Genomic DNA, 21,529 nt, shown 5'->3' with positions numbered 1-21,529 from the left:
GGCTTACCCTTCGATCAGGATGGCGCGGAAATCATTCACATTGGTCAGCGTCGGGCCGGGCACGACCTGTCGCCCGATCTTGCCGAAGAATGTATGCGCATCATTGCGCGCCAAGGCCGTGACCGGATCAACGCCAGCGGCGCGGGCAAGGGCAAGCGTATCGGGGCCGATCACGGCGCCTGCAACCTCGGCGGCGCCATCGACACCATCGGTATCGCAGGCGATGGCATGGATACCCGGCGCCCCATCAAGCGCCAGCGCAAGGGCCAGCGCATATTCAGCATTCGGGCCACCGACCCCGTCACCGCGGCGCGTGACCGTCAACTCGCCCCCTGACAAGATCAGGCGCGGCCCCTTGGCGGCCAGTGCCAGCTTGGCATGGTCTGCCGCCACATCGCGCGCCTCGCCCTCGATCGCGTCGCCGAGAATATCAACGGCATAGCCCTGCGCGCGCGCCAATTCGGCGGCCGCAGCCATCGATTGGGCAGGGGCCGCATAGATCACATTCTCGACCCGCGACAGGCGCGGATCATCGGGGCGCACGGGATCGCCGCCCGCATCGAGATAGGCTTGGATCGCGGGGGGAGGTGTCACGCCCCAGCGGGCCAGCGCAGCCAAGGCGCGCTTGGCACTGCCGTCATGCCCGACAGTGGGGCCGGATGCGATGTCGCCCGGATCATCGCCCGGCACATCGGAAATCATCAGGGCCAGCATCCGCGCCGGATAGGCGGCCGCCGCCAGCCGCCCGCCCTTGACCGCCGAGATCTCCTTGCGGATGCCGTTGATCTCGCCGATGGGCGCGCCCGAGGCCAAGAGCGCTTGGGTCAGCGCTTGTTTCTCATCCAGCGTGATGCCCGCCGCAGGTGCGCATAACAGCGCCGATCCGCCACCCGAGATCAATGCCAGAATGAAGTCCCCCTCGCCCGCGCTTGCCACCAGATCGAGCATGCGGCGCGTCGCATCGACGCCCGCCTGATCGGGAACGGGGTGCGATGCCTCGACGATCTCGATGCCCCGACAGGGGCGGCCATAGCCGTAGCGGGTGATCACCAACCCGTCGCAAGGGCCCCATGCGGCCTCGACCGCTTCGGCCATGCGCGCGCTCGCCTTGCCCGCGCCGATCACCAGCACGCGGCCCTGTGGCTTGGGTGGCAAGGCGGCGGCAAGGCTTTGCATCGGGTCGGCGACCGCAACGGCGCGGTCGAACAGGGCAAGCAACAGGTCGGAGGGGGTCATTCATCAACACCAAGGCTCGAGGCGCGCGCGATCAGCTGCACCGGGCTACGCAGTTCGGGCGCGGGGCGCTGCCCCTCGACCATCCAGTTGAGAAGGCGGTCGGCGGTGTCACGCGCAAAGCCTGCGATATCGCAGGCGACCGAGGACAGCGGCGGCCAGCTTTGGGCGGCCTCCTCGATATCGTCGAAGCCCACAACGCGGAACCCATCGCCCACCGGGCGACCAGCGCGGGCGAAGCCGCTGATCAGGCCAAGCGCCACCAGATCGTTGAAACAGACCGCCGCATCGACATCGGGATGCTCGGCCAAGAGAACCTCGGCCGCTTGCATGCCGAAGGCGCGGCTGGATTTGCCATGCAGCGCGATTTCGGCGACCCCTTCTGCTTTCAGCACCTCGCGCCAGCCCGATTTCCGCTCGCGCGTGATCGCGCGGCCGGGCAGGCCACCGACAAAGGCGATATTGCGCGCGCCCTGTTCGGTCAAATGGCGCGTCGCGGCGGCGCTGCCTGCGGCGTAGTCGAAACTGGCGAAGGGAAAAAGATCGGTCCGCTCATCGCCCTTGCGCAAAACCTGGCAGACCGGAAGGCCGGTACGGGCCAAGCGATCGAAGGTCTCGCTGCCTTCGCCGTAAACGGGCGAGATGACCAAGGCGGCGACACCATGTTCGATCATCGAGCCCACGAGCTTTGCCTGCAGCGCCGGGTCTTCGTCAGCATTCGCGATCACCGTGGCATAGCCATGCGAGGCGAGTGTCATCTGCAAGGTGGTCGCGAATTCAGTGAAGAAGGGGTTGCGCAGGTCGTTGATCACCAACCCCACCAGCCCGACCGAAGCCGAACGCAGGTTCGCCGCCGCGCGGTTATAGACATAGCCGATCTCGGCCATCGCGCGTTGCACAGATGCCCGCGTTTCGGGCTTCACCTGCGCAGAGCCCTGCAACACAAGCGAGACGGTGGATTTCGATACACCCGCGCGGGCGGCGACATCCATGATGGTGGGACGGCGTTTCATGCGCCCTATTTAGCCATCGATCCCCTGCGTGACCAGAAGGCTGCGCATGCGTTTTTCCGCCAAATCGGGCTGGATCAGCAGGCGCGCCTGATCGGCGAGGCGAAAGACCTGCGCGTAATGGGCGATCTCGCGCGAGGATTGGAGCCCGCCGGGCATCACGAAATGCGCCTGCGTGCCGTTGAGCCAACTCAGAAAGGCGATGCCCGCCTTGTAGAATTGGGTCGGCGGTTTGAAGATCTCGCGGCTGAGCGGAACAGTCGGGGCGAGCAGCGCGTGATAGGTCGCGCTGTCGCCCATCGCCAAGGCCTCGAGCGCTTGGGAAGCCGCGGGTGCGATGGCGGCGAAGATGCCCAAGAGCGCGTGGGAGTGATGGTTTCCGTCGCCTTCGATCAGCGCGGCATAATTGAAATCATCGCCGGTATATAGCCGCACACCTTCGGGAAGGCGCGCGCGAAATGCCTCTTCATGGGCTTGGTCGAGCAGGCTGATCTTGATGCCGTCGATCTTGGATGCATGCCGGCCGATCAGGTCAAGCACCACAGTATTGGCGGTTTCGATATCGCGCGCTCCCCAATAACCGCTCAGGGCGGGATCGAACATCTCGCCCAGCCAATGAAGGATCACGGGGGCGGCCGATTGGGTGATCAGATCATCATAGACCCTTGCGTAATCCTCCGGTCCGGCCTTGATCGCGGGAAGCGCGCGGGTGGCCATCAAGATGATCTGACCGCCTGCGGCCTCAATCGCCTCCATCTGTGTGCGGTAGGCGGCGGTGATCGCTGCAAGGCTGCTCAGATCGGCAAGCGGCACGTGATCGGTGCCCGCCCCGCAGGCCACGCGTGGGCGCATCGGGTGGGCCTTGGCTGCGACCATGGTGCGCTGGATCAATTCCAGCGCCGTGGGCCAATCCACGCCCATGCCGCGCTGCGCGGTATCCATCGCCTCGGCCAGACCCAAACCCTGATCCCAAAGCCCGTGGCGAAAGGCGAGCGTCGCCTCCCAATCCACGGCTGGTCGGCTCATCCACGGGCCGCGTTCGGCCAAGGGGTCGCTGATCACATGGGCGGCGGCAAAGGCGGTGCGGGTAAGCGCCACCTTGGGCGCGCGAGGGCTCAGCGGTTCGCCCGTCAAGCGGTACTCTTCCAGCTTTCCCTGATAGGTCGGCAGCAGCATGATCAGCCCCTCGCGTCTTGGCGGATCATGTCGGCGGCTTTCTCGCCGATCATGATGGCCGCGGCATTGGTGTTCGATGAAATCACCGTCGGCATGATGGAATTGTCCACCACGCGCAGCCCGGCGATGCCGTTCAGGCGCAGGCGGATATCGACGACGGCGGCGGGGTCAGGCCCCATCCGGCAAGTGCCCGCGCAGTGATGCGAGGTTTTGGAATGGGCACAGATGAAGTCGAAATAATCCTGATCCGTCCTCACATCCGGCCCCGGCAGACGCTCGGCCAGCACGTATTTGGCCAATGGGACCTGCGCCATGATCTCTTGCGTCAGCTTCAGACCCCGGATCGACATTTCGCGATCATGCGGATCTTGCAGATAATTCGGGTCGATCAGCGGTGCCTTGGCCGGATCGCCCGAGGCAAGCCGCACGCTGCCGCGCGAACGCGGGCGAAGGTGGCAGGAATTCAGCGTCACGCCACCCTGCGGCATGGTTGCGACACCTTTTTCGATGCCGGTGCCGAGGCCCAGATGGAACTGGATGTCAGGCGAGCGGGCGTTGCTGTCGGCATACCAGAAGCCGCCGGTTTCAAAGAGCGACGAGGCGACCGGCCCCTTGCGGGTGAGCAGGTATTGCAGCCCGGCTAGCACCGCCATGTGGGGCTTGGCGTAGCGGTCATAGCTATAGGGGCCGCTCAACTCGACGATACAGTAGAGATCGAGGTGATCTTGCAGGTTCTCGCCCAGCTGCGGCTGGTCCAGCACGACCGGAATGCCCAGATCTTGGAGATGATCCGCCGGGCCGATCCCCGAGAGCATCAGCAGACGCGGCGAACCGATCGCACCCGAAGAAAGGATCACCTCGGTGGTGGCGGACAGGATTGTGCCATCGACCAGTTCCACGCCCGTCGCGCGGCCGCCCGTGACCGTGATGCGCCGCACCTGCGCCCCGGTCTTTACGGTCAGGTTGGCGCGCCTCGCGTTCGGCGCGACATAGGCCATCGCGGCCGATGACCGCCGCGCGTTGCGCTGGGTGAGCTGGTAATAGCAGACGCCGTCTTGCGTCTCGCCGTTGATATCGAGGTTGCGCGGGATGCCAAGTGCTGCTGCAGCTGCGAAATACGCCTCGCAGATCGGCAGGGGCGCGATGGGCTGCGACACGCCCAAGGGGCCGCCCTTGCCGTGATAGCGGTTGTCGTAGGTGTCGTTATCTTCGGCCTTGCGGAAATAGGGCAGAACATCCTCATACCCCCAACCCTCGCAGCCCATCTGCCGCCACTCGTCGTAATCCTGCGCATTGCCGCGGGTATAGATTTGCGCGTTGAGGCTGGAGCCACCACCGATCACACGCGCCTGCGTGTAGTTGAAGACGCGGCCTTTCATGTGGCGCTGCGGCACGGTTTCCCAGCCCCACGATCCCAACCCCTTGGTCATCTTGGCAAAGCCCGCCGGCAGGTGGAACAGCGGGTTACGGTCGCGGCCGCCGGCCTCAAGCAGCAGCACCTTAGCGGCGGGGTCTTCCGACAGGCGGGCGGCCAGCACGCAGCCCGCGCTGCCGCCGCCGATGATGATGTAGTCAAAGCCCTCGGCCATGTTCATCCCTCAGAGCCGGTGAATGGACAGCCCGCCATCGACGGGGATCACCGCCCCGGTGGCAAAGGCGAAATCGCCGCGCACAAGCGGCAGGATGGTCTGCGCGATATCGCCGGGGTTGCCCCAGCGGCGGGCGGGCACAAGGCCATCGGCGATGCGTTGGTCGTAGCGGTCGCGCACGGGCGCGGTCATCGGTGTTTCGATGATGCCGGGGCGAATGTCGAAGACGCCGATATTCTCGGGCGCAAGGCGGGCGGCAAAGGCCTGCGCCATCATCGCGGCCCCCGCCTTTGAGATGCTATATTCAGCCCGGTCGGGCGACACCATCGCCGCGCTGACCGAGGTGATGAAGACGAGCGACCGGTAAGGTTCGGGCGGTAGGGCCTGCATGCGGCGCGCGCATTCTTGTGCAAGGAAAAAGGCACCGCGCAGGTTCACCGTCATGCAGCGGTCAAAACTCTCGGGTGAGATGTCCAAAAGATCGCCGCGCACCTTCGCGGGGACGCCTGCGTTCGAGACGAGCGTCGTGACCGGCCCCACCGCGTCGAGAAGGGCTGTGACATTTGAGAGGTCGGACAGGTCGTGCTGGTGGTAGCTGGCCCCCGGCAAGGCAGCCAGCGCCGCCTGCACTCTCTCCGCCTCGGGCGGCAGTTCGGAGGCCAACGCCACCTTCCAACCCGCGCGATGAAGCGCAGTGGCGATCCCAAGCCCGATGCCCTGCTGGCCGCCGGTGATCAATGCGCGTTTCATGCCGCAACCTCCTTTGCGATGCGGTCGGCCTGCCTGAGTGCCAGCGCCGCAATGGTCAGCGACGGGTTCACCGCCGCCGACGTCGGCAAAAGTGCGGCATCGCAGATCCACAGATTGGGATGATCATGGCATCGCCCATAGCGGTCTGTCACGCTGCGCGCCGGATCATCGCCCAAACGCGCGGTGCCGCATTGATGCGAGGGCGTGCGTCGGTCGAAGGCCTTGGACAAAACGATGGGAAAGCCCGCGCGCCTGAGCGCGGCCTTTAGCCGGCTGACGAGCGCCTCATGCGCTTCCCAGTTCGAACGCCGCCAACCGAGCACGATATCATCACCTTTCACGCTGACCCGGCTGTCCGGGTGGGGCAGGTCTTCTGACATGGCGTAGAAATCGATGGCGCGATCCGCGATCAGCTTGGCCAATGGCCCCGGCAACCCGCTTTGCGCGACAAGGATCGGGGCGGACACACGGCCCAAAAGCTGCACATTGCCCAAGGGTGCGCCGCCCTGCCCGTCGGCCAGATACCAATCATTGATCTGCAATGTTTTCTGATAGACCGAGCGGTTGCGCCGCAACGACAACGCCAGCACGGCGGACGCATTGTGGTTCATGAAATTGCGCCCGACATGATCGGAGCGATTGGCAAGCCCGGTCGGGTGCCGTTCATCGGCCGAGCGCAGCAAGATCGCCGCCGTCATTACCGCGCCCGCCGCCAACACCACGCGCGGCGCACGGAAATGGCCGCGGTCGGTGATGACGATGCTTATCCTGTCGCCCTCGGTCGCAAGGCGCGCGACGGTTGTGCCGGTTTCAAGCCGTACATTGGGGTGCCGCAGCGCCTGTGCCAAGGCGGCGGTCTCGGCATCAAGCTTGCCGCCCGTGGTATCGGGAAAAGCATCCCAAGGCGTCGCAGCCCGCGCAAGCCAACGGTCGAGATCGACGGCCAGCGGCAGGGGCGCGGGGTGCAGCCCCACGGCCCGCAGCCGCCGCGCCAGATCAGCGATGGCGGGCTCATGTGGGACGGGAGGATAGGCGTAAGGGGTCGCGCGCGGCGGCTCGGTCGGGTCAAGACCCGCTTGCCCCCGTACCTGGTAAAGCGCCTCGGCCTTGTCATACCATGACGCAAGCGTGTCATAGGCAAAGGGCCAGCCCGGCGTCATGCCGCCCAGATGGCGAATGGGCGCGAAATCGGCCTCGCGGTAGCGCATCATCACTGCGCCATAGAATTTCGAATTGCCGCCGACATAGGCGTAATTGCCGGGGTTGAAGCGATCACCCTCGGGCGTCAGCCATGTCTCGGCGGGTCGGAAATGTCCCTTGGCGAAGATCGCGAGCGGATCGCGCGCCTCGGGGGTGTCGGGCAAACGTTCCCCGCGTTCGAGGATCAAGATCCGCAGACCCGTCGGCGCAAGCCCAGCAGCCAGCGTCGCCCCGCCCATTCCGGAACCGATGATGATGATGTCTGCGTCGGTCATGGCGCGCCCCTTGCCGCTAATTGATAGCTTTTGGATCGTTCCAATTCCAGATCAAAATTGCGCCCGCTGCCCAAGGATGCGGGTGGATCATGGTCAGGCGATCCGTACTTCCGTCTTGGGGTCGAACAGCACCGCCTTGTCCATGTTGATGGCAAAGGCAAAGTCGCGGCCGGGCTGCACATCGGCATCGGCGCGCATCCGCGCGATGCAATCCTTGCCCGACATCGTCATGGTCACGAAGGTATCGGCGCCCGCCGGTTCGGTCACGGTCACGCGGTTGGTCAAATGCTGGATGTTGCGGGCATTGCGATCGGCACCTTCGGGGTCGGTGATCGCCTCGGGGCGGATGCCGAGCAACACCTTAGCATCCTTGTAGGTGCCATAGGCCGGGGGCGCGTTCTCGATCCTGAGCGCACGCTCTTGCCCATCGGCGGCCGTGATCAGTGCATGTAGCGCACCATCCCGTTCAACAAGCTGCGCAGGCAGCACATTCATCGCCGGGCTGCCCATGAAGGTCGCGACAAACAGGTTCGCGGGCGCGTCGTAGATTTCCTTGGGCGTGCCCAATTGCTGGACAAAGCCATCATACATCACCGCGATCCGGGTCGAGAGGGTCATCGCTTCGATCTGGTCATGGGTCACATAGACGATGGTGGTGCCAAGGCGCTGGTGCAGCTTCTTGATCTCGATGCGCATATCGACGCGCAGCTTGGCATCGAGATTCGAGAGCGGCTCGTCGAACAAGAACACATCGGGATTGCGCACAAGCGCACGGCCCATGGCGACACGCTGACGCTGCCCCCCCGACAACTGGCCGGGCTTGCGGTCGAGCAGATGCTCGATCTGCAACAGCTGGGCCACATCCTTCATCGCCTTCTCGCGCGCGGGCTTGGGTGTGCCGTGCATCTCGAGGCCAAAGGTGATGTTCTGGCCCACAGTCATGTTCGGGTAGAGCGCGTAGGATTGGAACACCATCGCGATGTTGCGGCGCGAGGGATGCACGCCGTTCATCACCCGGTCCTTGATCCGGATCTCGCCCGAGGAAATCCCTTCAAGCCCCGCGATCATGTTCAGAAGCGTGGACTTGCCGCAGCCCGAGGGTCCGACAAGGACGAGGAACTCACCCTCTTCCACCGCGATGTCGACCTTGTGCAGCACTTCGACCGCGCCATAGGATTTGGTCACGTTGTCGATATCGAGAAAGCCCATGGTGTTTATCCTTTCACGGAGCCAGCCATGAGACCGCGGACGAAGTAGCGGCCGGCAACGATGTAGACGAGAAGCGTGGGGGCGGCTGCCATGATGGCGCCTGCGAAATGCACGTTGTATTCGCGCACCCCCGTCGAGGAGTTGACGAGGTTATTGAGCGCCACCGTCATCGGTGCCGACCCTCCGCTGGCAAAAGACGCCCCGAACAGAAAGTCGTTCCAGATATTGGTGAATTGCCAGATGAAACTGACCGCGATGATCGGCCCGGACGAGGGCAGCATGATGCGCCAGAAGATCTGGAAGAACCCCGCCCCGTCGATCTGCGCCGCGCGCACCAGTTCTGTCGGGAAAGCGGCGTAGTAATTGCGGAAATAGAGCGTGGTGAACCCGATCCCGTAGACGAAATGCACCAAGATCAACCCCGGTGTCGTCCCCGCGATATCGAGCAACCCAAGAATGCGCGCCATCGGGATCAGCACGATCTGGAACGGGATGAAGCAGGAGAACAAGAGCAGCCCGAAGATGATGGTGGACCCGCGGAATTGCCATTTCGTCAGCACATAGCCATTGAGCGCGCCGACCACTGTCGACAGCATCACGGCGGGAATGGCCATGACCAGCGAGTTGATGAAATACGGGCGCAAGCCCGTCGGCTCGACCCCGATCTGGGCGGTGGACCACGCCGAAAGCCACGGCGCGATCGTCCAATCCTGCGGCAAGGCGATCATGTTGCCGCCGGTGATCTCGGACAAGGGTTTCAGCGAGTTCACCAGCATGATCCCGAATGGCAGCAGGTAGAACAACGCGAACAAGAGCAGGAAAAGGTAGATGAAGGCCCGCGTGATGCGCGAGGTGCGGATGGCGGTATCAGAGGATGCGACGGCCATCACTTCTTCTCCTTCAACTCGGCATAAAGGTAGGGAACCATGATCGCGGCAATCGTCATGAGCATGATCACCGCCGAGGCCGCACCGATGCCCATCTGGTTGCGGGTGAAGGTGTAGGAATACATGAAGGTCGCAGGCAACGCCGTGGCATTGCCCGGCCCCCCGCCTGTCAGCGCGATGACCAAGTCATAGGATTTGATCGCCAGATGGCTGAGGATCACGAAGGCCGACAAGAAAGCGGGCCTGAGTTGCGGCAGGATGATCCGGCGGTAGAGGTTCCAGTTCGAGGCGCCGTCGATCTGGGCGGCTTTCAGGATCTCGTTGTCGATCCCGCGCAGGCCCGCCAAGAACATTGCCATCACGAAGCCCGAGGATTGCCAGACCGCGGCGATGACGACGGTATAAATCGCCATTTCGCGGTCTTTGATCCAGTTGAAGGTGAAACTTTCCCAACCCCAAAGATGCATCGTGTTCTCAAGGCCGATGGCGGGATCGAGAAACCATTTCCAGGCTGTGCCGGTGACGATGAAGCTGAGCGCCATGGGGTAAAGGAAGATCGGGCGCAGTACTCCTTCGCCGCGGATTTTCTGGTCGAGGAAGATCGCAAGGCTAAGCCCGATGAGCGTCGAGATGCCGATGTAGAGCGTGGCGAACACCGCCAGATTGCTGATCGCGGTGTTCCATTCACGGATGCGGAACAGGCGGTCGTAATTATCCCAGCCGACCCAGCCGAAGGACGGCAACATGCGGCTGTCGGTAAAGCTGAGGTAGATCGTGAAGGCGATGAAACCGTAGACGAACACCAGCATGATCGCGAGCGAGGGCGCCAAGACCAGCTTGGGCAACCAAGTCTGAAGCCGTGTGCGCAGATCAACGCCCGTATCGGTCGATGCGGCCATCGGCTTACCCCCCTTTTGTCGCGAGAATGTTTGTGCGGTCCTGTTGGACCGGAAAAAAGACCGGCCCCGAAGTGATCGGGGCCGGTCATATCTGCGCGGATTACTGCGCGATCTCGACGGCGGTGACGAGTTCCGCGGCAGCGGTCTCGGCATCGTACTCGCCGTTGAAATGCGCGGTGATCACGTCATACATCGCGTTCTGAACCGAGGGCGGGTTGGCATGGCCATGCGCCATCGACCCGAACAGACCACCCGAAGCACCCGCGGCCGCCAGCTGTGCCATGCCCATCTGGCCGCACATGTCGAACTGGTCGGAGGGGATGTCGGTGCGCGCGGGCACCGAGCCCTTGACGAGGTTGAACGCCACCTGGAATTCCGGGCTCAGCACGGCGGATGCCATGGCAAGCTGGGCCTGCTGCGCGGCAGCGTCGGTCACGTTGAACATCGCAAACTGGTCGGAGTTGAAGGTCACGGTGCCTTCGGTGCCGGGCACGCGGAAGCAGGTGAACTCGTTGCCGGCGGTCATGCCCGCGTTCACGAATTCGCCCTTGGCCCAGTCACCCATGATCTGGAACAGCGCGTCGCCATTGATGACCATCGCGGTGGCGAGGTTCCAATCGCGGCCCGAGAAGTTGTCATCGACAAAGCTGCGCAGCGTTGCCATGCGGTTGAAGGCCTCGACCATAGTGTCAGAGCCCAGCGCTGCGGGGTCGAGATCGACCATCGCGGCTTGGTAGAAGTCGGGGCCACCGGCACCCATCACCATCGAGTCGAACATGGTGGCTTCCTGCCATGCCTGACCACCATGGGCGAGCGCGGTCTTGCCTGCGGCCTTGGCCGCTTCCATCGCGGCGACGAACTCTTCCCAGCTGTTGGGCTGCGATAGGCCAAGCTCGGCCATCAGCGCGGTATTGGCCCAGACCCAGTTGGTCGAGTGGACGTTCACGGGCGCTGCAACCCAGCTCCCCTCATAGGTCGAGAAGGCTTGAAGTGCGGCGGGGACGACATCGTTCCAGCCCTGCTCGGCGGCCAGCGCGTCGAGATTGGCAAGCGCGCCTTCAGCGGCCCAATCCTGAATCGAGAAGCCGAGCATCTGCACGGCTGTCGGTGCGTCGCCTGCGGTGACGCGCGCGCGCAGCACGGTCATGGCGTCAGAGCCACCACCACCAGCGACGGGCATATCCTGCCAGCCCACGCCGCCAGCGGCCAGCGTGTCGCGCAGTGTACCAACGGCGGCAGCTTCACCGCCCGAGGTCCACCAATGCAGCACTTCCACCTCTTGGGCTGCGACCGCGGTGGTCGACAGCGCCAAAACGGCGGCGGTCATGTGTAGTTTCTTCATCATGGTCATGTCTCGGTTCCTCCCTGATTGACCATCGCCCTTATCGGGCTTGGGATAATTGAAACGTTATAAATTGGGGTCGCGTCAACCCCAAATTGTAAGTTTCAATGTCTCGTCGTTTCGCGTAAGCAGCAATAAAGGCGAGATTATTCTGCGGTGCAGAAAAATAATCGTTGCAGATTTGACTATTGAAACGTTTGAAAACTTGGTCACTATAACCAAGGACACAACCCAAGGACGCAACCGGGCGATGGGCGACGATATTCAAGGCGACAAGCCAACCTTGCGCACCTTGTCGCAAGAAACCGGCTTTGCAGTGGCGACGGTGTCGCGCGCCTTGGCGGGTGATCCGCGAATCGCTGCGCGGACACGCGAAACGGTGAGTGCGGCAGCCACGCGGCTGGGCTATGTGCCTGACCGCGCCGCGCGCCGCTTGCGCACCGGCCGGACGCAGGTCATCAGCCTTTTGCTCAATACCCAGCATGAATTTCTGGGCTTCACCCATGAATTCTTGGCCGGCATCACCGAGGTCTTGGCCGGCACCGGCTATTCCGTCACCGTGGTGCCCGATAGCCCCGGCGAAGACCGGCTGGCCCCTGTGCGCACCATCTTGCGCAACAACTTGGCCGACGGGATCTTGTTCACCCGAACCGAAGCCTTCGATCCTCGCGTTCGCCTGTTGATGGAGGCGGATTTCCCCTTTGTCAGCCATGGCCGGACCGAGTTCACCATGGCCCATCCTTGGGTGGATTTCGACAACGAGGCTTTTGCGCGGCAGGCGGTTCGGCATCTGGTGTCCAAGGGGCGACGCCGGATCAGCCTTGTGCTGCCCGGCGATCAGTTCACCTTTACCCAGCATTTGCGCTACGGGTTCCTCTCGGCGGTGCGCGAGGCCGGGATCGATTACGAGATCGTGGCCGGCGTGACCCTCGACAGCCCGCCGCCCCACATCGCCGCCGCCTTGACGCAGCGCCGTGGTGCCGCCGATCCACCCGATGGCTATGTCTGCGTGGGTGAGGTCACGGCCCTGTTGGCCTTGGCCGCGCTGACCGACACGGGTGCGGTGCATGGGGTGGATGCCGATATCGTGGCCAAGCGCGCCTCGCCGATCTTCGACAATATCCGTCCGCGCATCGACACAGTGTTCGAGGATCTGCGCGCCACGGGCCGCGCCATGGCCGAGATGCTGCTCAGGCGCATGAATGGCGAGCCGCAAGATCGGCTGAATCGCCTGTTCTTGCCAGACCCCGATGTGTGACGCGGCGCTTCGCATCAGGCGACCCATGCCCCCCATGTCTGACCGATGCGCATCTGGACGGTTTTGACCTCTAGGAATTCTTCCAGGCCGTAGCGGCCCAACTCGCGCCCTTGCCCGCTTTCCTTGAACCCGCCAAAGGGCAGTTCGGCGAACCCATCCATCCATGTGTTGGTCCAGACCGTGCCCGCGCGCACGCGGCGCATGAAATCGAGGCAGGTCGAGACATCGCGACTCCAGACGCCCGCCGACAAGCCATAGGCGGCATCATTGGCGAGCGCGATGGCTTCATCCGCCGTGCAGAAGGTCAGGACCGAAAGGACCGGGCCGAACACCTCCTCGCGGGCGATGGCCATGTCGGGTGTCACGCCCGTCACGATGGTCGGCTGGTAGAATTGCGCCCCCAAGCCGCCGACATCGAGTGCCGCACCGCCCAAGGCGACTCGCGCGCCCGCGGCGACCGCCCCACGGACATAACCGTCGATCTTTTCCAGATGTTCGGGCGAGATGATCGCGCCGACCTGCGTGCGCGGATCGAGCGGCTCGCCAAACGGCACGCGACGGCTGAGTGCGGCGATTTTGTCAATGAGGGCGGCGGCCACATCCTCATGCACGATGATCCGGCTGCCCGAATTGCAGCATTCGCCGGCGTTGAAATAGACGCCGAATGCGATGGCGTCAGCCGCCTGATCCAGATCGGCATCGGGGAAAATCACCTGCGGGTTCTTGCCGCCGAGTTCCAGGCTGACTTTCTTCAGTGTTGCACTTGCCGCCGCGCTGATGCGCTTGCCCACAGCGGTCGAGCCGGTGAAGGACACCATGTCCACGCGCGCATCCGTCGACAGCATCGCGCCCACCGGATCGCCATAGCCCAGCACGATATTGCACACGCCCTTGGGCAGGCCTGCTTCTTGTAGAAGTTCGCCCAGCATCACCGTGGTGCCCGGCGTCAGTTCCGAGGGTTTGACCACCGCCGTGCAGCCCGCCGCCAAGGCAAAGGGCAGTTTTTGCGAGATGATGAGAAAAGGGAAATTCCACGGCGTGATCATCGCCACCACGCCGATGGGTTCCTTCAGCACCAGACCCAGCATATCGGGGCCAAGGCTGTTGTGGCTATCGCCATGGATCGTGCGGGCCAATGCGGCCGCATAGCGCCAGATATCGGCGGCGCCTTCGATCTCGGCCATCGCCTGCGTGATGGGTTTGCCCGATTCCAGCACTTCCTGAAGGGCGATCTTGGCGCGGTCGCGGTCGATCAGATCGGCGACTTTCAGCAAGAGCGTGGCGCGATCCTTGCCCGATGTCTTCGCCCATGGGCCGGAATCAAAGGCCGCGCGTGCTGCGGCAATCGCGGCCTCGACCTCAACCCTGCCGCCCTTGGCCGCGACGGAAACAGGCACGCCATGGGCGGGCGAGCGGCGCTCACTGGTCGCGCCATCGGCGCTATCGATCCATGCACCAGCGATCCAGTGGCGCAGCACCATCGGCGCATCAGGGAGCGTTGCGGCATTGGTGGCGGGGATGATCGTCAGGTCCAGCATCGGTCAGCTTCCGGGAAATTCGGGTTTGCGTTTTGCGGCAAAGGCGGCGACCCCTTCGGCCTTGTCGGCGCTCGCCGCGATCATGCCGCCGCCCAGCGCCTCGATCATCGCGGCGCGGTCTTCGCCGACGGCGGCATGGATCTGGTATTTCGCCACCTCGACCGCGCGGGGCGAGGATCTGGCGAGGCTTGCAGCAATCCCCATTGCAGCGGCCAACGGATCATCGGCGACTTCCGCCGCGAAGCCCAAGCCATACGCGCGGGTCGCATCGATCCGGCGGCCAAAAAGGGCCATTTCCTTCATCACTGCTTCGGGCAAAAGCCGGGCAAGCCGCTGCGTGCCGGACCAACCCGGCACGATGCCGACCTGCGCCTCGGGCAGGGCCAGCGTGGCGGTGGAGGCCATCACGCGGATATCGCAACAGGCTGCCAGTTCCAGCCCGCCGCCGAATGCCGGGGCGTGGATCACCGCGATCGTCGGTTTCGACAGCCGCGCCAGCCGGTCAAAGATGCGATGCCCCTCGCGCACCCAAAGACGCGCGAAATCAAAGGGTGAAAGCCCCGCCCAAGCGGTGATATCGGCCCCGGCGCAAAAGGCGCGCTCACCTTCGGAGCGCAGGATCACACAAAGCACCTCGGGCGAACGCTCCAGCGTGGCGCAATGTGCCTCGAGCTGCGACAGCATGTCAGGCGTGAAGGCGTTGAGCTTGCCGGGGTTGTCGAGAACGATGTGCGCTGTGGCCCCGTCAAGGATCAGGTGAACGGCGCTCATGGCGACCAACCCATCGGCTGATCGCGCAGAAGCGCAAGGGGCATGGTGGTGGCGTTTTCGGCCAGCGTCACGCGCCCGCCGCTAGCCGCCACGATATCGCGGGCAGGCTCGATCCCCGGCATCACCTCGACCGCGACCAAACCCTTGGGCGTCAGGCGGATCACGCAGCGCTCGGTCACGTAGATCACATCTTGCCCCTGCGCGACGGCACGCGCGCCCGAAAAGGTGACATGTTCGACTGCATCAACCATCTTGGCGAATTTGCCGGGCTTGGTGACCCGCAGGCCGGTATCGGAGAGGTCAAGCGCGGCCCCGGCCTCGAAGAACCCCGAAAAGACGATCTTTTTCGCATGCGCTGTAATGTCGACGAAGCCGCCGCAGCCCGCCGTCAGATAGGGTTTCTTGCCCAGTTTCGAGACATTGACGTTGCCCTGAACATCCACCTCGAGAAACGAGAGGAAGGTCTGGTCAAAGCCGCCGCCCTGAAAATAGCTGAATTGGTTGGGCGAGGGAACGAAAGCATCGGCATTCGACGCGCAGCCAAAGGCGAAACCGGTCAGCGGCATGCCCCCCACGGCACCTTGTTCGATAGCCCATGTCACCGCTTGCGCATGGCCTTCTTCCAATAGAATGCGCGGCACCATGGCGGAAATGCCAAAGCCCAGATTGGCGGTCTGGCCGCGCCTGACCTCCATCGCGGCGCGGCGCGCGATGACTTTCTCCACGCCATGTTCGCCAAGCGCAAAACTGTCCCATGGGCGCATGATCTCGCCCGAGATGGCGGGGTCGTATTGGGTTTCGGTGGTCTGTTTCTGGTCGGGGGCCAGCACGATCAAATCGACCAGATGGCCCGGCACATGCACATCATGGGGCCGCAGCGATCCGGCGGCGGTCATGCGCTTGACCTGTGCGATCACCAGCCCGCCGTGGTTGCGGGTGGCGATCGCCTGATCCAGCGCGCCGAGATAGGCACCCTCGTGCTCATAGGTCAGGTTGCCGCGCTCATCCGCCGTGGTCGCACGGATGATGGCGACATTGGGCACGATGTTGGGGAAATGCAGCCATGTCTCGCCCCCGAATTCGGCGCGCTGCACGATGGGCGCGGCCGCCCCCCGCGCATTCATCGCGCAGCCCTCGCGGATCGGATCGACGAAGGTCTCGAACCCCACCTTGGTCATCACGCCGGGGCGGCGCGCGGCGACATCGCGGTGCATGTCGAACAGGATACCGGAGGGGACGTTATAGGCGGCGACGCGATCCTCGACGACCATCTTCCAGATTTCGGGCATGGGCAGGTTGGATGGCCCGGAGGGATAGCTGCCCGCGATCACGCGCGACAAGAGCCCGTCTTGCGCGATATGGTCGATGCCCTTGACGCCATACATGTCGCCCGCCGCGATCGGATGCAGCGTGGTTAGCCCCCGTGGATGCCCCTCGGCCCGGAAGCGTTCGCCTAGCGCCTTCAGTACTGCATCGGGGCAGCCCAGCGCCGACGACGACGACACCGTGACAACCGCCCCATCGGGGATGCGCGCGACAGCCTCGGCGGCGGTGACATGCTTGCCCATGGCTCAGACCCCGCCGTAATCGACCGTTGTGCGCTGACCGGTCTTGGCGGCCTGCGCCACGGCGGCGGCGACGGCCAGCGATTTGATCCCGTCGATCCCATCGGCCGATGGCCGCCCCTTTCCCTCCATCGCGGCGTGGAAATGATCCAGCGCGCGGACATAAAGGTTGTGATCGGAAAAGGTGATCGCCTCCTCCCCCGCTTCGGTGCGCAGCGTGATCTGCCCCACCGGGCGCTGCGTCATCACATTGCGCGCGATGATCGATCCCTTGGTGCCATGCAGTTCCAGACCCGTCTGGGCAAAGGCATGGGTAAAGCTTTCATGCGCCATGACCATCGCACCCGAGGGCATGGACCAGACCGACATGCAGCTATCCTCGACCCCTTGGCCAAGGCCGGAGGCCGCGTCGATGGCAACGACATCCACCGGATCTTCGCCCAGATGAAAGCGCACGGTGTCGGCGTCATGGACAACGATATCGGGGATGACACCGCCGCCCGCGCCGGGATTGTCGAGGCGCCAGCCATGCAAGAAAGGGGGCAGATAGACGGCGTGAAACACCCGCACGCTCAGCACATCGCCGATGCGGCCCGCCTGTACCGCCTCGCGGATCGCCAGATGCGATCCTGCGTTGCGCAGGTGATGGTTGGTGCCGAAGACAACGCCCGCCGCATCGGCGGCGCGCACCATTGTGACGGCATCCGAAACGCTCATCGCGAGCGGCTTTTCGCAAAGCACGTGCTTGCCGGCTGCGATGGCAGACATGGCTTGGGCGAAATGCTTTTCATTGGTGGTCGAGATATAGACCGCGTCCAGACTGTCGGCGGCCAGCATCGCGTCGAGGTCATCATACCCATGCGCGATGCCATGTTCGGCCGCGTAGCTCTTGGCGCGGTCAGCGCTTGCACTCAGCACAGAACGGATATCACCGCCTGCGCCGCGAATGGCCCCGATCATGTGGTTGGCGGCGATATTGCTCGCGCCGATCAATCCCCAACGCATGGCAGAATTCCCCCCTTTGGCGATCCGCGCACGAATCGCAGGCCGGTTTTCCGGCGGTGTCGGCAAATTATTGGATCGTTCCAATTTTCTTGTCAACAAAACAATCTGGCAAGCCGGATCATTCATTTTTTATTTTATATCAGTATATTGACTGAATTTCGGCCAGCGCGGGAACCTTCGCTGGCCGAAATTCTTTGCACACCGATCAATGGTCGCTTTTCACCGGCGGCGTGCCATGGGTGTGGAAGGTCTCGATGGTCTTGAGGCCCCACGCTTGTCCCTTCTTCCGCTCGGTCTCGGTCCAGACGACGGGCGCATGATCAGGGGCAAGGATCAGCCGCGCGCCGGCATTTGCCAGCTCCATCCGGTTGCCTGCCGGTTCCCAGACATAGAGGAAGAACGTGCCTTGAATCGCGTGTTTGTGCGGCCCGGTTTCGATATGCACCCCGTTTTCAAGAAAGATATCGGCGGCGCGCAGAATATCCTCGCGCTGGTCGGTGGCGTAGGTGACGTGATGCAGCCGCCCGTCACCCCGGCCATGCTCCTCGGTGCAGGCAAGATCATAGGTCTTGTTGTTGACGGTGAACCAGCAGCCGCCGACGCGGCCATTGTCGAGCTGGATCATCTCGGTCACGCGGCTACCAAGACAGGTTTCCATGAAACGGCGGAACGCGGCCACATCGGTCGCCAGCAGGTTCAAGTGATCGAGCCTGCGGGGGCTGGCTCCTTGGGCGGTGAATTTCGACGCCATGTTCTTGAGTGCGGGTCGATCACCCTCGGCGGGTTCGGCGCGGCGGGTGTCGTAGTAAAGCTCGAACACATGGCCGAAAGGGTCTTCGAACCGAAAGGCGCGGCCATGGCCGGGGTCGTCATCGAACCAGCCATGCGTCTTGTAGCCCGCAGCCGTGATGGCCGCGACGCGACGCTCCAACGCCTCGGGGCTTTCCGCGCGATAGCCGATATGGCCTACCCCGGTGGTGTGGTGGCGCGTTAGCTTGAGGCTGTGGAACTCGTAATCATCCCACGCCCTCAGCCACGCCGTATCCTGCTCCAGCAGAGACAGCTTGAGGCCGTAGATCCGCGTGTAAAAATCAAGGCTTTCCTCGAAGCGGTCCGAATAAACCTCGACATGGCCCAGATGCGCGACATCGCCCATTTCGCTATCTCCCCCCTGTTTGAGCTTGGTATTTCTGCGGGCGAGGATGCGCCGCGGGCGCGACGATTTCCAGACGCAATTTCAGATGGTCAGGCTGGTTCAGTTCGCGCGCTGCCATGTCTGACGCTGGCAAATACCCATCACGCAGCCCGACACGACGAGGCGGTCTCCCCGCGCCTCCATCCGGGAATTGAAGGTGCGGTCATTGCGCGGGTCCCAGATGCGGCCATCGCGCCATTGTCCATCGCCATCAGGCATCATCGCCCAGATCATCTGTCGCCCGGTATGCGGATAAGGCTGCTCGCGCCCTTGCAAATCGCGCGCGCGCAGGATCGTGCCGCAAAGCGCGCCGCCTTGGCAGGGGGCGATGCTGACCTCCAGATAACCTTGATCGGTGGGTTCGGTCCGCCACAGCCCTTGTGCGCCATCGGCCAAGGCAAGGGTCGGTAAAAGAACACTCAATAGCGCAAGGCCGACAGGGCCGAACTGTGTGCGGATCATCTCAACGCCTCCGTAAACTCAGAACACGAAAAAGGGCTGGCCCATCAGCGCCTGCACACAGGCCAGCACCGTCAGCCCGGTGTAAAGGCCAGCCGCCAGCCAGACCGCGGGAACAGCCAGCCGTGCGCCCAAGGCAAGATGGGCGGCAAACCCCGCCAAAGGCACGGCATGAAGCGCATGGGTCGCCAAAAAATGCGCGACACGCAGATCGCCCACTTCGCGCGACCAACCCATGACGGGCAGATGCGCCCCGCTTATCGGCGTGCCGATCAAAGGGCCGGGCAGCGATGAAAGAACCCCGGCCGCGGGAACGGTCAGCGCGAAGGTCAGGATCAGGCCCAGCGCCACCGCAAGCCGCAGCGCATCGGGCAAGACGCTGGCGCGGTCGCGCCAGATCGCAAGGCCGAAGACAAGGCTTGTCGTTGTCAGCAAAACGGCAAACGCCCCCATCAACAGATAGAGGCCATACATCACGGGATGGGTGTTGTAGTGCGAGGGGATCGCGAACATGGCCGCGCCGCCGATCCAGATCATCTCGGCCACGACCGCGCCCGCGACCGCCATCAGGAAAAGCCGCATCCGCCGCTGCGCTATCGCGGGCCTTGGTATGAAGCGCGCGAAATAGGCGAGGGTGAGCAAATAGATCGCCAAGGCGATCTGAAACTTCACCGGCTTCAGCCAGACCCCTTCTCCATCAAGGGTGCGGCCATCGAGCCAGAGGGCGGGCAGGGTCAGGGCCAGTGAAAGGATCATGAAGAACCCCATGCCGCCAAGGATCGGCTCAAACCGATGGAGGGCCGGGATGCGGGGGGCAGCGGGGGCGATCTGTGCGGTCAGCATGGCCATGTCAAAGCACCTCTTGGGGAGTGGAAAAGCCACTGCGCCGCACAAGCCGCAGCGCGAAATAGGCAGCAAGGCCGATGGGCCCGAAGAGAAATGCAAAGGGCAAGATCGGCAAGATCACCAGATGTCGTTCACCCTGCGCACGGGCATGGCGCACGATCCATGCGCCGATGAACAGGTCGAAGGCGAGGAAATGCAACCAACCCGCCAGCGCGATATCGGGATCGGTGAACAGCGCTTGCACCGCATCCAAGTTGCTGTAGCCGCCCGGCGCGTCGGCCCAATGCACGAGGATCAGCACCGCATAGCCCAGCGACAAAAGGCCGGGGATGATCCAGCCCGCCATCAGATCGGCCCACCGCGGTGCAAGCGGGGCGAAGGCCAGGGCGATCCAGCCCAGCAAGGCAAAGGGGTTGGCGATGGTAAAAAGGGTCTCAGCAGCCATGGCGCTTTCCCCGGAAACTGGTTATATCTAGACAGCGTCAACATAGACTAAGCTTGTGATCTTGACGCCGTCAAGATAATCTTTGCGCAATAACGCGAACGGAGCATGATCTTGCCACCTGAAGGGAAAAAACCCGGCTACCATCATGGCGATCTACGCAATGCGCTGCTGGCTGCGGGCGAGGTGGAACTGGCCCAATCCGGTCTGGCGGGGTTTTCGCTGCGCAAGTTGGCGGCGCGCGCGGGCGTCAGCCATTCGGCCCCTGCGCATCATTTCGGCGATATGGCGGGGTTGATCGATGCGCTGGCGGTGCGTGGCTTCGACCAGCTTTTGGACAAGATGCAAACCCGCCAAGCCACGACCCTCGATGACGCCGGGGAACGGCTGGTCGCCTCGGGCCTTGGCTATCTGGAATTCGCAACCACGCATCCGGCGCTTTTTCGGCTGGTTTTCGGCACGCCGATGCGGGCAAACTCCAGCGCTGATCTGCATGCCGCGGCGGCGCGCGCCTATGACCACCTCGCGGCGGTGGTGGCATCACTGCCGGGCGCACCCGGCGCTGATGATCCTGCCCTGCGGGCCGAGGTTTTGGGCTATTGGGCGCAGGCCCATGGTTTTGCCGAACTTCTGCTTTCCGGGCATATCTGCGGCGACGCGGGTGCGCAGATCGACGATCAAGCGCGCGAGGCCCTGTTTCGTGACGCTTTTTCGCGCAGGCGATCGGGTGCCGCGACGCGCTGACGGGCTGGCCTTGCACCGGATCATGTGCGGGCGGTCGCGCAGGGCGTCGGAGCATCAACCCTTGGCAAAGCCCATCGCACGATCTGGCCGCAAGCAATGCGTTATGCTTTATCAGCAGAGACTTTCACGCGACCAC

At 63.6% G+C, this 21,529-nt stretch carries 20 protein-coding genes; 2 read left to right on the top strand and 18 right to left on the bottom strand.

The window, feature by feature from the left end; all coding sequences use genetic code 11:
• Window positions 1-3: 3 nt before the first annotated feature.
• The 10 genes from ACTG4J_RS02215 to ACTG4J_RS02170 form a co-directional block, all read right to left on the bottom strand.
• The gene (locus ACTG4J_RS02215; protein WP_439136861.1) at window positions 4-1,236 is read right to left on the bottom strand and encodes a glycerate kinase type-2 family protein; all 1,233 of its coding nucleotides are present in this window, start codon (window positions 1,234-1,236) and stop codon (window positions 4-6) included.
• Window positions 1,233-2,246, bottom strand: a complete 1,014-nt coding sequence (locus ACTG4J_RS02210; RefSeq protein WP_439136860.1) for a LacI family DNA-binding transcriptional regulator — start codon at window positions 2,244-2,246, stop codon at window positions 1,233-1,235. Before ACTG4J_RS02210 ends, ACTG4J_RS02215 begins: the two co-directional genes overlap by 4 nt.
• A 9-nt stretch (window positions 2,247-2,255) precedes the next feature.
• Entirely contained in the window at window positions 2,256-3,419 is a 1,164-nt protein-coding gene (locus tag ACTG4J_RS02205; RefSeq protein WP_439136859.1) for a dihydrodipicolinate synthase family protein, read from the bottom strand.
• A gap of 2 nt (window positions 3,420-3,421) precedes the next feature.
• Window positions 3,422-5,008, bottom strand: coding sequence for a GMC family oxidoreductase (locus tag ACTG4J_RS02200; protein ID WP_439136902.1), 1,587 nt, complete (start codon window positions 5,006-5,008; stop codon window positions 3,422-3,424).
• A 9-nt stretch (window positions 5,009-5,017) separates the two neighbouring features.
• Window positions 5,018-5,758, bottom strand: a complete 741-nt coding sequence (locus ACTG4J_RS02195; protein ID WP_439136858.1) for a 3-ketoacyl-ACP reductase — start codon at window positions 5,756-5,758, stop codon at window positions 5,018-5,020.
• Window positions 5,755-7,233, bottom strand: coding sequence for an FAD-dependent oxidoreductase (locus ACTG4J_RS02190; RefSeq protein ID WP_439136857.1), 1,479 nt, complete (start codon window positions 7,231-7,233; stop codon window positions 5,755-5,757). Before ACTG4J_RS02190 ends, ACTG4J_RS02195 begins: the two co-directional genes overlap by 4 nt.
• Before the next feature lie 93 nt (window positions 7,234-7,326).
• Entirely contained in the window at window positions 7,327-8,442 is a 1,116-nt protein-coding gene (locus ACTG4J_RS02185) for an ABC transporter ATP-binding protein (protein WP_439136856.1), read from the bottom strand.
• A gap of 5 nt (window positions 8,443-8,447) precedes the next feature.
• Window positions 8,448-9,329 carry a carbohydrate ABC transporter permease gene (locus ACTG4J_RS02180; RefSeq protein WP_439136855.1) on the bottom strand — a complete coding sequence of 294 codons (882 nt, stop codon included), beginning with the start codon at window positions 9,327-9,329 and terminating at the stop codon, window positions 8,448-8,450.
• Window positions 9,329-10,228 carry a carbohydrate ABC transporter permease gene (locus ACTG4J_RS02175; protein WP_439136854.1) on the bottom strand — a complete coding sequence of 300 codons (900 nt, stop codon included), beginning with the start codon at window positions 10,226-10,228 and terminating at the stop codon, window positions 9,329-9,331. Before ACTG4J_RS02175 ends, ACTG4J_RS02180 begins: the two co-directional genes overlap by 1 nt.
• A 100-nt stretch (window positions 10,229-10,328) precedes the next feature.
• Entirely contained in the window at window positions 10,329-11,579 is a 1,251-nt protein-coding gene (locus ACTG4J_RS02170) for an ABC transporter substrate-binding protein (RefSeq protein ID WP_439136853.1), read from the bottom strand.
• Window positions 11,580-11,820: 241 nt separating this feature from the next.
• Between ACTG4J_RS02170 and ACTG4J_RS02165 the strand changes: the two genes are divergently transcribed.
• The gene (locus ACTG4J_RS02165) at window positions 11,821-12,828 is read left to right on the top strand and encodes a LacI family transcriptional regulator (RefSeq protein ID WP_439136852.1); all 1,008 of its coding nucleotides are present in this window, start codon (window positions 11,821-11,823) and stop codon (window positions 12,826-12,828) included.
• Window positions 12,829-12,842: 14 nt separating this feature from the next.
• Here the strand turns inward: ACTG4J_RS02165 and ACTG4J_RS02160 are convergent, their stop codons facing one another.
• The 8 genes from ACTG4J_RS02160 to ACTG4J_RS02125 form a co-directional block, all read right to left on the bottom strand.
• Window positions 12,843-14,366 (bottom strand): aldehyde dehydrogenase family protein, encoded by a 1,524-nt coding sequence (locus ACTG4J_RS02160; protein WP_439136851.1) that lies wholly within the window; start codon window positions 14,364-14,366, stop codon window positions 12,843-12,845.
• A 3-nt stretch (window positions 14,367-14,369) separates the two neighbouring features.
• Window positions 14,370-15,137, bottom strand: a complete 768-nt coding sequence (locus ACTG4J_RS02155; protein WP_439136850.1) for an enoyl-CoA hydratase/isomerase family protein — start codon at window positions 15,135-15,137, stop codon at window positions 14,370-14,372.
• Window positions 15,134-16,705, bottom strand: a complete 1,572-nt coding sequence (locus ACTG4J_RS02150) for an acyl CoA:acetate/3-ketoacid CoA transferase (protein WP_439136849.1) — start codon at window positions 16,703-16,705, stop codon at window positions 15,134-15,136. The genes ACTG4J_RS02155 and ACTG4J_RS02150 overlap by 4 nt, the downstream gene beginning before the upstream one ends.
• 3 nt (window positions 16,706-16,708) lie before the next feature.
• A complete protein-coding gene (locus ACTG4J_RS02145; protein ID WP_439136848.1) occupies window positions 16,709-17,707 on the bottom strand; it encodes a Gfo/Idh/MocA family protein in 999 nt (332 codons plus the stop codon).
• Between the two features lie 205 nt (window positions 17,708-17,912).
• Window positions 17,913-18,863: a VOC family protein gene (locus ACTG4J_RS02140; protein WP_439136847.1), complete on the bottom strand. Its 951-nt coding sequence runs from the start codon at window positions 18,861-18,863 to the stop codon at window positions 17,913-17,915.
• A 99-nt stretch (window positions 18,864-18,962) separates the two neighbouring features.
• On the bottom strand, window positions 18,963-19,364 hold the full coding sequence (locus tag ACTG4J_RS02135; RefSeq protein WP_439136846.1) for a DUF2147 domain-containing protein: 402 nt from the start codon (window positions 19,362-19,364) through the stop codon (window positions 18,963-18,965).
• 18 nt (window positions 19,365-19,382) lie between these two features.
• Window positions 19,383-20,210 carry a hypothetical protein gene (locus tag ACTG4J_RS02130; RefSeq protein ID WP_439136845.1) on the bottom strand — a complete coding sequence of 276 codons (828 nt, stop codon included), beginning with the start codon at window positions 20,208-20,210 and terminating at the stop codon, window positions 19,383-19,385.
• A 1-nt stretch (window position 20,211) separates the two neighbouring features.
• Window positions 20,212-20,652 carry an ABA4-like family protein gene (locus ACTG4J_RS02125; RefSeq protein ID WP_439136844.1) on the bottom strand — a complete coding sequence of 147 codons (441 nt, stop codon included), beginning with the start codon at window positions 20,650-20,652 and terminating at the stop codon, window positions 20,212-20,214.
• 105 nt (window positions 20,653-20,757) lie between these two features.
• Between ACTG4J_RS02125 and ACTG4J_RS02120 the strand changes: the two genes are divergently transcribed.
• On the top strand, window positions 20,758-21,393 hold the full coding sequence (locus ACTG4J_RS02120) for a TetR/AcrR family transcriptional regulator (protein ID WP_439136843.1): 636 nt from the start codon (window positions 20,758-20,760) through the stop codon (window positions 21,391-21,393).
• Window positions 21,394-21,529: the final 136 nt, after the last annotated feature.

Origin of the sequence: Roseicyclus sp. (assembly GCF_965662675.1) — a bacterium.
Classification (GTDB): Bacteria; Pseudomonadota; Alphaproteobacteria; order Rhodobacterales; family Rhodobacteraceae; genus Roseicyclus.
This window is presented reverse-complemented; position numbering and strand designations above follow the sequence as displayed.